Below are 11,620 nucleotides of genomic sequence, written 5' to 3'. Positions count from 1 at the left end.
ATATTTTATTTATTAGATCAATAATAACAATAATCCAACATTACAATAAAGAGAATGATTAGCAACAATCTCTCATTTTTTTCTTTATAATAAAAACATGAAACACATTTCTAGAACACTTAAAGATACTGAAATATTTGCCAAGGAATTTATTGGTAATCTAAAAACAAGATTCGTTTTACTTAATGGACAAATGGGGGCAGGTAAAACCACTTTAATAAAATTTATAGCAAAGGAATTAGGCGAAACTGATGTTGTTACCTCTCCAACTTTCAATATTATGAAAGTCTATGAAAAGTTTGTTCATATTGATGCTTATAAAATAACAGGATCGCTTGAAGAATATGAAGATTATTTTGAGGATAAAATAGTTTTTATTGAATGATCAAATAATTTAGATGAAATTTTTGATGATGCAACATATATCAATGTTTCAATGGGTGATAATAATGAGCATATTTATGAAGTTATATAAATCAATATCACAACTAATATAGTAATTTAGAAAAGAATTGATATTTGCCAGTTTTTTTTATTCAGTGGAATGTATTAAAAATCATTTTATATCAAAGTGCTTAAATTGATAGTGATATTGTTAATATATAATTTATTTTAATGGTTTAAATTCCTTTTTTTATTTTGCTTGTATAATTGATTTATGAAAATATTTATCGATACATCAAATAAGGATATGTTTATATCATTAGTTAAAGATGGGAAGACTATCAAATACACATTAGAAAAAAATCTTGTTAAAAAAGCCGATGCATTACCGCAAGCATTTTTAGATACCTTAAACGGTGTCAAAACTAACCAAATAACTGATTTCTACATAACTATTGGTCCCGGTTCATTTACAGGTGCTAGAACTGGATTGGTTTTTGCAAGATCAATTTGCCAAATTACAAAAGCTAATTTACATACAACAACTTCACCTCAATTAATTGCAGGTCCACACGGAGAGAAAGAAATTTTTATAGATGCAAGAAGTAAAATGTCTTATTTTGCTAGTGTAAATAACGGATTACTTAATCAAGAGATTACATTAGTTCCTTTTCAAGAGTCTACAAAACAAGATTATGATGAATTAATTAAAAATCCAGTTGACTTCTTCAAGATATTTAAATTAGAAGAAAATATTTTAAGTGTTCATCCTCAGTATATAAAAACAGCCAAAATCGGTTAATGATTAGCTGTTTTTTTATTAATTAATTTTATTGCTCGTAAAAATCTTTTATCTCACTTATTTTTTTATCTCTTTTTAATTCCCCATCTTTTTTTAAAATAGAAAATTCTTTAGATTTATTTGATTTATTAGTGATTTTAATTATAAATTTTTCTCCCATTTTGTTATCTCAATCTTCTTTTATTTTTTCTGAAAGGTTTTTAAAACCATTAATCCCTGATTTTTTATAGTTTAAATTAGGATAGTTAATGTCTTTATTAGCTTCAGCGGTTATATCTTTACATGAACTAACTAATGCTATTGGAGCAATGATTGCCAGCGATGTAACAAAACCTATTGATATCTTTTTTCTTTTATTCATATAAATATAATATATGAATTATATTAATAGTTTATTTATTTTTATAATGGAGAAAATGCGAATATTTTAAATTTTCTTGACTTTTATTGATAAATGTGTAAAATACAAGATATATTACAATATTTATTAAATTGTGTGTTTTATTTTAGAAATGCAAATTTATTGAATTAATTTGGAGGCAATTTAAAATATGAAAAATAAAAAAATTAAGTTAATTAACATAACGGTATTGTCAATGTTTGCAGTTGCAACAGCGACTACTGGAGTGATTTCACAATCAAATAAAGAAGTGAAAAAATCAGCACTAGTACTAAATAATTTAAACACTGCGATCATTTATAAAAATACAAATATAGAAGATTTAAATTTATATAATACCCACGTAAATTCAATTGTTAATACTACTAATGTTAAACCAATAATTGACTTAAGAATGTCAATTCATAATAAAAGATATGATATCCAAGAGTTGTCAAAATTATTATTATCCAAAAATAAAAATTTAATAACAATGTTAGGTTTCGATGAAAAAGAAGTTGAGCTAGATCAAACAAGTTTTAAAAATATTATTAAAATTGAAAATAAAAAAATGATAGTTGCATTAAAGACTAAAACAGGATTTGAATTTAGCGATGGAACAATAACCAAAGAGTTCGAATTCTCTTTTAAAGGTTTGCAAAAAATTTCTAGACGAGCAATAATAGTTCGTAATCCATTTTTTGAAACAAAAATAACTGGTGTTAATGGCAAGGCTATTTTTAAAATACCAACTCCTTCTATTAGCACTATTGTTAATGTTGAATTAAATGGCAAGGCTGTGCCTAAAGCTAAAATGGAAATCGAAGATTTGAAAAATAAAGATGTAATTACTTTAATTATTAAGTCAAATAATTCACAAAATATAATAGAGCAAGATGGAAAACCAGTAAAGCAAGCAAGGTTTACATATGTAGTGTCTGGACTAGGTAAGGAAATTGTGGTAGAGAATCCATTTAAAGAATCGAAATTTAATGGTCAAAATAAAAAAGGTCACATTTTAAAAATCAATGGAATTCAGCACGCTTCAATTAAGTTTGCAATTAACGGTAAAGATATTGATAGAAAAGAATTAAAAAATCTTTCTAATGGAGATGAAATAACAGCGAAAGTTGAACCTGACAAAACATTTGCAATTCATGGTCAAAATAATTTTTCGATAATTGTAAACGGATTAACAAAAGAAGATACTTCGGGTGCAAAATCTATAAGTGGAGAAGTAATGGTATATACCTTTATAGGTATTGCAAGTACTTTATTATTTGTAATTATCACCCTTCTATTTGCAAGAGGAAGGAATAAATAAGTTGCGAACTTTAAGTAGTTTGCCTTTTTTAATCTATAATTATAAAAACCAAAAGGAGAGTGTTTAATGTATAAAATAATTGCTTTTGATATTGACGGAACAATACTTCCATATGGAGACAAAGAGTTTTCAAATGAAGTGCATGAGATGTTTGCGGAACTTAAAAGAAAGGGATATATAGTTGCATTTGTAACTGGTAGAGAATTTGTAACTATTGCAGATTTGATTAATACTCCTAATATAGATTACTTTTTAGGTGCTAATGGTGCATTTGTATATGACATGAAAACCAAAGAAAACATTTTTGAAAAATCAGTTCCTTTTGAAGATTTTAAAAAAATAGATGATTTTTGTCTTGAAAATAAAATAAATTTAAGTGCTATAACTCAAAAGTCGGTTTACTTTAAAGAAAAGGAATGTTATAAAGATGATAAATTTTGAAAGGATTTTTACAATAGGATTAAAGTTATGGATTATGAAGAGATCTCTAATGAAAAAATACATCAAATTATTATACGTACAAGCAATTCAAAAATTCAAAAAAATATTATCGATTTTGCAAACACTATTCCAGGAGTTAGTGTTAATACAATTTGAGATAAAGGAATGTTTATAGGACCAGAGGGTGTTCATAAAGCAAGCGGGTTAGAAAAATTGTGTGAAATTGAAAACATTAAAATGTCTGAAATTATTGCATTTGGAGATGGAATGAATGACAAAACAATGTTAAAAGAAGTTGGAATGGGTATTGCAATGGGTATTGCAAAAAAAGAAGTAAGAGAAATGGCAAATGATGGTTGCGACACTGCTACTAATTTTGGAACAATAAAAAAACTAAAGGAAATGAATATCCTTTAGAATTAACAAAAGCACCAATGGTGCTTTTTTATTATTTATATTGCATTTCTTTTCATGCGTCTGCATCATAAACTTTAACAAATTCAGTAATTAATTGAATACCTGCTTTAATATCTGTTAAGTGACAAACACCATGTGGTGAGTGTAGATATCTTTGAGGAATTGAAAGTGTAATTGTTGCAACTCCACCTTTTCCGTACTGCATTTGTGCAGCATCTGTTCCACCACCTTGAGCAACAAATTTGTAACAAGGAATGTTGTGTTTTTTAGCTAGTGAATAGATAAATTTTACCAATTTTGGATCCATCATTGTTCCACCATCTTTAACACGAAGTGCAATTCCCTTACCAAGTTCTTGTACTCCTGCAATAGCTCCGAATGTATCATGTGATGCACATGTGTCAATAGCGATCGCAATATCAGGATTAATTTTTGAAACGGATGTTCTAGCACCACGTGTACCAACTTCTTCTTGAACTGTACCAACAACATAAAGATCGTTATTATTTTTAACATCTTTTAAATTATTAACTACTTGGTCAATAATTGTAACTCCTGCACGGTTATCCATTGCTTTACCAACTACATATTCATTATCTTTACCCATTGTAAAGTTATTTGCTTCCATGTAAACTCTATCTCCAGGTTCAACTCCAGCTTCGATTGCTTCTTCTTTTGATTTGAATCCACAATCAACAAACATTTCGTTTAGTTTCATTGTTTTGGTAACTTTTTCTCTTTCAAGAATATGTATTGAAGTATGTCCAAAAATTCCTCTGTAAACTTTACCTTCTGAATTAATTAATCTTGCAGATTGACCCACAACTGTGTGTGGTCAAACTCCTCCAACCATTGAAAGTTTAATTTGACCATTCTTTTGAATATCTAACACAATAAAACCAACTTCATCCATATGTGCAGCAACCATAATTTTTGGCCCATTAGCATTCCCTTTTTTATTCATAATAAGTGAACCCATGCCGTCTCTTGAATATTCGAAACCAGCATCTTTTGTGTTTTCTCTAAGTGCTTTGGCAACTTCATCTTCATATCTTGACATCCCTTCAATTGAAAGGTAAGATTCTAATAATTTTCATAAGTCATTATTATTTTTTTTAATTGACATTTTATCTCCTTTTCGCATATTTAATATTACTTATTAAGTATGTCTATACAATTATAGTTTTTTATTTAAAGTTTGTATGAAATATTTTATTAACTTAGAGAGCTCACTTGTATATAATAAATATATGAAAATAATAGGAATTGAAACTTCGCATGATGATACATCAATAGCGGTAATTGAAAATGGAGAAGTTAAAGTAATGATTACTTACTCTCAAATCGAAGAACACGCCAAATTTGGTGGCGTAGTTCCAGAAATAGCATCAAGGGAACATGCAATGAATGTTGCAATTGTTCTTGAACAGATTAAAGAGAAAATAAATATTGATGATGTGGATCTTGTGGCCTATACAAAGGAACCTGGATTAATAGGAGCATTACATATGGGTTCTTTATTGGCACATGGTATTGCTTTTGCTCTTGAGGTTGAAATTAAACCAATAAATCATTTGACTGGGCACATATTTTCAAGTGCTATAAATCATGAAATATCTTACCCTGCAATCGCTCTAGTTGTCTCGGGTGGTCATTCACAAATAATGCTAGCTAATTCACCAACAGATATACAAATTGTTGGTCAAACTCAAGATGATGCTGTTGGGGAAACATATGACAAAGTTGCTCGTAAATTAGAATTAGGTTACCCCGGGGGGCCACATATAGATAAAATAGCAAAAGGATACACTCCCACACTGGAGTTTCCTATACCGATGAATGATAAGACTTTAAATCTTTCGTTTTCTGGCTTAAAATCTCATGTTATTAATTATATTCATAACAATAAACAAAAAGGTATTGAAATTGACAAAAAAGAAATTGCGGCAGCATTTCAAATTGCGGCTGTAACTTCTTTAATGAACAAAACTAAACTTGCTATTAAAAAATATAATCCTAAGTGTATTATTTTGGCTGGTGGAGTTTCTGCTAATTCCATGGTTAGAGAAAAATTTGTTGAATTACATGAAAATGCAATTATTCCAAACTTAAAATATGCAACAGATAATGGAGCGATGATAGCTAAAACTGCTGAAATACTATATTCCAAATAAGTAATGGTATAACCATTGCTTTTTTAATTAAGTGTTATCATTAATAATATGGATATAAAAATATTAATAATTCTTATTGTAATTATACTATTGACATTGGCAATACAAATTTTTGCTGCAATAATTGCTTATAAGATTTCACACCCAAAAATATATTCTCTAAAACAAATTGTTGAGGAGGATTCAAAAGGTGTTGAAAAATTGTTTGATCTAAAAAAATATATGAAAAAGGGTCCTTTAAAGAAAGAAAAAGTAGATTCATGCAAATATGAAATATGAGGTCTTGAGAAAAACAAAAAATATGTAATACTTGTGCACGGGGTTTCTAATAGAAAAGAGAGAATGCTTAAGTATGCAAAGATTTGAAATGACTTTGGTTATAATGCGGTTGTTTTTGATGGTAGAGGATATAATGAACATACCTCACTTGGTAATTCAACATTTGGGTATAAAGAGGCTGAATTGCTTAATGCAATAAAGGCGGATGTTGAAAATAAAAATGTTGTATTATCAATTGGTTTACATGGTGAATCAATGGGTGCAGCAACTGTATTTAATTGAGTAAAAAGATTTCAAAGAAATAAAAATGTTGATTTTATAGTTGTTGAATCAGGATATTTTAGTTTTTCAAAACCAGCAATAAAAGGGATGAGAAACAAAGGGATTCCAAAAATTATTGCCAAATTAATGTTATTTTTTGTAATTAGATGACTTATATTAATATCTGGTGCTAATCTATTGAGTGTCCGAGTCAAGAAGAAACATATGAAATATTTTAAGATGCCAATATTATTAATTAATACTAGAGCAGATTCAATTGTTCCTTTAAAGGAACATGAAAGAATAGTTAAGATGTTCGATGAAGAAAAAGTAAAATATAAAACTTTTGAAGTTGAAGATTCAAAACATGTAAGAATTTTAACAGACGAAAAAAATCAAAAAGAATGAATCAAAAATTTAGATGAATTCATAAAAGGAGTAAGAAATGAAAAGTAAATTATTTAAATTAACAAAAACACACATTTATATATTTGGTATTTTAGCAAATGTAATACCACTAATAGGGTTAGCAGTATTGGGTTGAGATAACTTTAGTAATCTTAATAAATTCCAACTGTGAGCTTGAATAGCCGGAGCTATTTATTATGTTTTTATGTGAACGGTAGCACTATCATTATGAAATAAATTAGATAATGCCAAAAAAGAGACAATAAAAAGTTTAGAAAAAATAGCAGAACTAGAAAAAAGAATAGAAAATTTAGAAAAATAATAATTTAAGGTGGTGAAATATGCCAGAAATGCCAGAAGTTAGAACTGTTACCAAAGATATGAATATTTTAGTTGAAGGTAAGACAATTTCAAGGGTGGAATTTCCAATTCCAAAGATTTTAAAAGATATTTCATGAGAAGATTTTGAAAAATCTATTGCAAACACTAAAATAGTGAAAGTAACTAATATTGGGAAATGGATAGTTTTTAAATTAACTAAGAGTAAAATAATACTATCCCATTTAAGAATGACTGGTTCTTATTATTATTTTGATAAAAAACCAAAAGAGTTGGTCAAACATACGTGTTCAATTTTCATTTTTGATGATGAAAGTGAATTGCATTATGTTGATCCAAGAAAATTTGGAACTATGCATCTAAGAGATGAAGAAACTTTTTTAGATAAAAAGCCATTACTCGATTTGGGTAAGGAACCCCAAAATACAAATGTTGATGACTTTTTAGAATCATTAAAAAGAACATCTAGAGCAATTAAAACAGTTATTTTAGATCAAAAGCATGTTTTGGGATTTGGGAATATCTACGTTGATGAAACATTGTGAGAAGCAAAAATTCATCCAGAAACTCCTGCAAAAAACATTAATAAAAAACAAGCGAAACTAATTTTAGAAATTGGTGCAAGAATAATGGATCATTCAACAAGATTGGGTGGATCTTCAATCCAAACATATGGATCAGTTAATGGTAAACCGGGAGAATATCAAAATTACTTGAAAGTTTTTGGAAAAGCAAAAAACCCTTGTCCGCGTTGTAAGGAAATATTACAAAAAACAAAAGTAAATGGTAGGGGTACTACAACATGCCCAAATTGTCAAAGAATATAAATTTGTTCAAAAAATAATGGAAACACTCTTTTCAAACAAGGGTGTTTTTCATATTAACTAATACAATAAGTTATTAAAACCTAAAGATAATACTGGATAATAAAAAAATAACATCAATGCATCCAATTAAAATGCAATGTTATTTTTTACTTATTAGTTTTTGAATTTCTTTGGAACTTTGCTAAATCTTTTTTAACTTTTATTCTTGTGAGTTTTTGAACTGTCTTATAGTATAAACCTGATTTAGATTTTTGAATATTAAATGCTTGATTGAATCATTTTTTAAAATCAAAAGCATCAAGTTGATTAATAATCTTTCCATCCTTTATTTCAAAAGTAGTTGATATACAATTGGTAACAGGATTTTTATCTTTACCAAAAAAGTATTCTAATTTAATTTCAGTTTTAACTATGTCGCCTTTTATTTCTTTAATTTCATAAGCACAATTTAAATTAGGATTTTTATTCCTGTTGAAAAGCATCGATCACATTGAAATTGTTTTATCTCAGTCAAGATTTCTAAAAGCTTCATCATTGAATGTAACTTCATGATGATATATTTTTTTTAGTGAATTGATATCTTTATTAATTCAAGAATCATAAAAAGATTCAATTATTTTTTTATTTTGCATATTTCTCCTAATTTGTACACTTAATATATATCTAAATGTATAGGAATATTATATCTAAATATTCCAGTCATTTATATAAAAGAAATAATGATTGGTAACATTATCTAAATTATCATAAAAACATAAAAAGCAATTATAAAAGTAATTTGATATTACGTAGTAACGCAAATAAGACTCATTTTTAGGATAAAAAAGAAGACTCGCTAAGTCTTGTGTCTTTTTTAAAATTATGTAGTGACATAAATATTTATGTCACTATTTAAACTATCAGTTATTTTGATGTTATATATTAGGTAAATTATTTATTGTCGTGCTTGTATTTCAATTCTTCTAAAATTTGTGTTACTGCTTTTAAATCATCAGAATCAGAATTTTCATTCAATTCATTGATTATCTTTATAAAATGAATTTTAAATGTTCTTTCAGCAAACTCATGTGCTAAAACAATATATTTTTTATAAAAAGATTCTTTTATTGATAAAAAAACTTTCTTTTTATTATCAATTTTTGTTATTTCCTTTTCTATTACACAGTTTTCGATTAAAGCATCAATGTTTCTAGAAACGTTTCCAGGATCCTTCTTTAAAAAGTCGGCAATACTTTTTTTAGTGACCTTTTCCTCAAAAATAATTGAGTTGATGATGTATAAATCATTTTTATGTAAAGAGGGTGCAAATTTCTGAAGTTTAGCTAAGAATTCACTTGCAAATGTCTCTTTCATTTTCAAACTTATATGGTCTAATTTCCACATAAAATGCGTATAACTCGGAATTTTATTATTGAAAAAATCTTTTTTCATGTTCTTACCCCTTTTGTTGGACTCAACTTTAAAATAAGTTTGGCCTCTATTTAATGATAATGTATTTTACAATAAAATATACATTTAAATATAAAAAACCAGGAAAATCCCAGTTTTATTGGTCAAATATTGATTTGGCGAGAGTAGTAGGAATCGAACCCACATCAACGGGTTTGGAATCCGTTGTTTTGCCATTAAACTATACTCCCATTAAAATAATTAGGCATTACTTTTAAAATATTATATTCAATTTATATAAAAATATAAAATTTACTTCCTACTTAATAATGCTATCCTATTTTTATTATTTATATCCTTGATTATTTTAAAATTATTTTTTCTAAAATAATCAACATTATCTTCTGAAATTTCAAAAATAATAATACCATCTTTATTTAAAAATTTAAAAACGTCTTTCATAATCAACTTATAAATATCATTACCATCTTTACCACCAAATAATGCCAAGTGTGGTTCATGATTAATTACAGAGTCTGATAATTTATTATCTTCTGGTATATAAGGGGGGTTAGAAACAATAACATCAAACTTTTTTTTGATGTTTTCAAATAAGTCGCTTTTTACTACTTCAATATCTAAATTATTTATTTTTGCATTTATTTTTGTTTGCTCAATTGCTTCATTAGATATATCAGAAGCTGTTATATTTGCATTTGTCATCTTTTTCAAAGCTAGAGCAATATAACCGCTTCCGGTACAAAGATCTAAAACATCCGATTTTTTATTAATATATTTTTTAGCTAAAAAAACTAATTCTTCTGTTTCATACCTTGGTATTAAAACATCTTTTTCAACATTTATTTTTAAATTAGTCATTTCGATATATCCAAGCACCTTATGTAATGGTTCACCATTTTCTATTCTGGCAAGTTCATCTTTTGATTCTTTTATTAGTTCATTCTTATTTCTTGTATAGAACTCATTTTTATATTTCATTTTTAAAAATTGATTATTCACATAATTATTATAAAGGATAAAAAATGTGTTTATTAACTATAATAAAAGTATTATGAAACAATATACAAATATATTTATTTCAACAACTGATACAGTAGTTGGAATTGGTGCTCCAATGAGCAAAGAAAATGAACAAAAATTATTCTCGATAAAAAACAGACCTAGCAATAAACCTTTATTGGTTATGGTTAGTTCTATTGAAGAGGCGCGTAAATTTGAAGGATGAAACAATAATGCTGAAAAATTGGCCCAAAAATATTGGCCAGGACAAGTAACAATAATAATAGGAGAAATCGGAATTAGGATTCCAAATAATAAACAACTAATTGAATTAATAAAAATTAAAGGTCCTATATATATGACTAGTGCTAATAAATCAGGGGACCCCACATTAGATCTAGAGGAAGCTAAAAAAACATTTCCTGAAATTAAAGAAGTTTATGATTTTGGGGTTGGTAGTAAAGTTGCTTCTACTATCGTAAGAGCAAGTGATTTTAAAATTTTTAGACAAGGATCAATTAAGATTGAGAAATAATGATATTATTATATAAATAGTATATTCAATATATTTAAATATAAGGCAGGTAAAAATGAAAATTTTAATGGCATCTGATCATGCGGGATTTAAGTTAAAAAAAGCGATTGAAGCACATCTTTTAAATAAAGGTTATGAAGTTCAAGATTTAGGTTGTGATTCACCTGAAAGAGCTAACTATGCTTCATATGGTCTTACACTTGGAGAAGCTATATCAAATGGTAAAGCACCTTTTGGTATTGCTGTATGTGGTTCTGGAATTGGTATATCAATTGCAGCTAATAGATTCAAGGGTGTTAGAGCAGCAAGGGTATTTGATGTAGAGGATGCCAAACTAACTAGACAACATAATGATTCTAATGTAATCGCTCTTGGAGAAAGATTACTAGATGAGAAAACAGCGATTGAAATGGTTGATGCATTCTTAAATGAAAAATTTGAAGGTGGAAGACACCAAAAAAGAGTTGAAACTCTTGATATGTGCTAATGCACATTTTTATATGCATTTTAAAAAAATAAAAAAAGTGTAATATATATATTTATTTTATGTATAATAACTATGGTGATTATAGCAACAGAGTGCACCTGAATCCTTTCCGAACTCAGAAGTTAAGCCTGTTAACGTCGACGATAGCCGTAAG

The 11,620-nt window shown here is 27.4% G+C and carries 15 protein-coding genes, 1 tRNA gene and 1 other annotated feature; of the genes, 10 read left to right on the top strand and 6 right to left on the bottom strand.

Annotation, left to right across the window (positions count from 1 at the left end):
* The first annotated feature begins 97 nt into the window (after positions 1 to 97).
* Positions 98 to 475, top strand: a complete 378-nt coding sequence (gene tsaE / locus C4B24_RS03735; protein WP_131599434.1) for a tRNA (adenosine(37)-N6)-threonylcarbamoyltransferase complex ATPase subunit type 1 TsaE — start codon at positions 98 to 100, stop codon at positions 473 to 475.
* 183 nt (positions 476 to 658) lie between these two features.
* The gene (tsaB, locus tag C4B24_RS03730; RefSeq protein ID WP_131599433.1) at positions 659 to 1,186 is read left to right on the top strand and encodes a tRNA (adenosine(37)-N6)-threonylcarbamoyltransferase complex dimerization subunit type 1 TsaB; all 528 of its coding nucleotides are present in this window, start codon (positions 659 to 661) and stop codon (positions 1,184 to 1,186) included.
* A 28-nt stretch (positions 1,187 to 1,214) separates the two neighbouring features.
* Here the strand turns inward: tsaB and C4B24_RS03725 are convergent, their stop codons facing one another.
* Positions 1,215 to 1,547: a Vmc-like lipoprotein signal peptide domain-containing protein gene (locus C4B24_RS03725; RefSeq protein WP_131599432.1), complete on the bottom strand. Its 333-nt coding sequence runs from the start codon at positions 1,545 to 1,547 to the stop codon at positions 1,215 to 1,217.
* Between the two features lie 190 nt (positions 1,548 to 1,737).
* Here C4B24_RS03725 and C4B24_RS03720 point away from each other — a divergent pair, with 190 nt between their 5' ends.
* A complete protein-coding gene (locus C4B24_RS03720; protein WP_131599431.1) occupies positions 1,738 to 2,889 on the top strand; it encodes a hypothetical protein in 1,152 nt (383 codons plus the stop codon).
* Between the two features lie 66 nt (positions 2,890 to 2,955).
* Positions 2,956 to 3,747, top strand: coding sequence for a YcsE-related riboflavin metabolism phosphatase (locus C4B24_RS03715; RefSeq protein ID WP_131599430.1), 792 nt, complete (start codon positions 2,956 to 2,958; stop codon positions 3,745 to 3,747).
* Positions 3,748 to 3,778: 31 nt separating this feature from the next.
* Here C4B24_RS03715 and C4B24_RS03710 read toward each other — a convergent pair whose 3' ends face one another.
* Positions 3,779 to 4,873 carry a M42 family metallopeptidase gene (locus tag C4B24_RS03710; protein ID WP_131599429.1) on the bottom strand — a complete coding sequence of 365 codons (1,095 nt, stop codon included), beginning with the start codon at positions 4,871 to 4,873 and terminating at the stop codon, positions 3,779 to 3,781.
* Positions 4,874 to 4,997: 124 nt separating this feature from the next.
* Between C4B24_RS03710 and tsaD the strand changes: the two genes are divergently transcribed.
* Genes tsaD through mutM form a run of 4 tightly spaced genes read left to right on the top strand, consistent with a single transcriptional unit; the run spans position 4,998 to position 8,035 of the window.
* Entirely contained in the window at positions 4,998 to 5,921 is a 924-nt protein-coding gene (tsaD, locus tag C4B24_RS03705) for a tRNA (adenosine(37)-N6)-threonylcarbamoyltransferase complex transferase subunit TsaD (protein WP_131599428.1), read from the top strand.
* 48 nt (positions 5,922 to 5,969) lie between these two features.
* Entirely contained in the window at positions 5,970 to 6,917 is a 948-nt protein-coding gene (locus C4B24_RS03700; protein WP_131599427.1) for an alpha/beta hydrolase, read from the top strand.
* Positions 6,907 to 7,191, top strand: coding sequence for a hypothetical protein (locus C4B24_RS03695; RefSeq protein ID WP_131599426.1), 285 nt, complete (start codon positions 6,907 to 6,909; stop codon positions 7,189 to 7,191). Before C4B24_RS03700 ends, C4B24_RS03695 begins: the two co-directional genes overlap by 11 nt.
* A 19-nt stretch (positions 7,192 to 7,210) precedes the next feature.
* Positions 7,211 to 8,035, top strand: a complete 825-nt coding sequence (gene mutM, locus C4B24_RS03690; RefSeq protein ID WP_131599425.1) for a bifunctional DNA-formamidopyrimidine glycosylase/DNA-(apurinic or apyrimidinic site) lyase — start codon at positions 7,211 to 7,213, stop codon at positions 8,033 to 8,035.
* Positions 8,036 to 8,181: 146 nt separating this feature from the next.
* Here mutM and C4B24_RS03685 read toward each other — a convergent pair whose 3' ends face one another.
* From C4B24_RS03685 to prmC, 4 genes are all read right to left on the bottom strand, one after another.
* Positions 8,182 to 8,667, bottom strand: a complete 486-nt coding sequence (locus C4B24_RS03685; protein WP_131599424.1) for a nuclear transport factor 2 family protein — start codon at positions 8,665 to 8,667, stop codon at positions 8,182 to 8,184.
* Between the two features lie 298 nt (positions 8,668 to 8,965).
* Positions 8,966 to 9,466 (bottom strand): hypothetical protein, encoded by a 501-nt coding sequence (locus C4B24_RS03680; RefSeq protein WP_131599423.1) that lies wholly within the window; start codon positions 9,464 to 9,466, stop codon positions 8,966 to 8,968.
* Between the two features lie 135 nt (positions 9,467 to 9,601).
* A tRNA-Trp gene (locus C4B24_RS03675) sits at positions 9,602 to 9,675 on the bottom strand.
* Between the two features lie 61 nt (positions 9,676 to 9,736).
* On the bottom strand, positions 9,737 to 10,444 hold the full coding sequence (gene prmC, locus C4B24_RS03670; RefSeq protein WP_246005077.1) for a peptide chain release factor N(5)-glutamine methyltransferase: 708 nt from the start codon (positions 10,442 to 10,444) through the stop codon (positions 9,737 to 9,739).
* Positions 10,445 to 10,496: 52 nt separating this feature from the next.
* Between prmC and C4B24_RS03665 the strand changes: the two genes are divergently transcribed.
* Positions 10,497 to 10,979: a Sua5/YciO/YrdC/YwlC family protein gene (locus C4B24_RS03665; protein ID WP_131599422.1), complete on the top strand. Its 483-nt coding sequence runs from the start codon at positions 10,497 to 10,499 to the stop codon at positions 10,977 to 10,979.
* 55 nt (positions 10,980 to 11,034) lie between these two features.
* Positions 11,035 to 11,466, top strand: a complete 432-nt coding sequence (gene rpiB / locus C4B24_RS03660) for a ribose 5-phosphate isomerase B (RefSeq protein ID WP_131599421.1) — start codon at positions 11,035 to 11,037, stop codon at positions 11,464 to 11,466.
* A 71-nt stretch (positions 11,467 to 11,537) separates the two neighbouring features.
* Positions 11,538 to 11,619: a sequence feature (5S ribosomal RNA rRNA prediction is too short), on the top strand.
* Position 11,620 lies beyond the last annotated feature (1 nt).

The organism is Mycoplasma marinum, assembly GCF_004335975.1.
GTDB classification, from domain to species: domain Bacteria; phylum Bacillota_I; class Bacilli_A; order Mycoplasmatales; family Metamycoplasmataceae; genus Mycoplasma_K; species Mycoplasma_K marinum.
The sequence above is the reverse complement of the archived record's forward strand: the minus strand, read 5'-3'. Positions and strand labels throughout refer to the sequence as shown.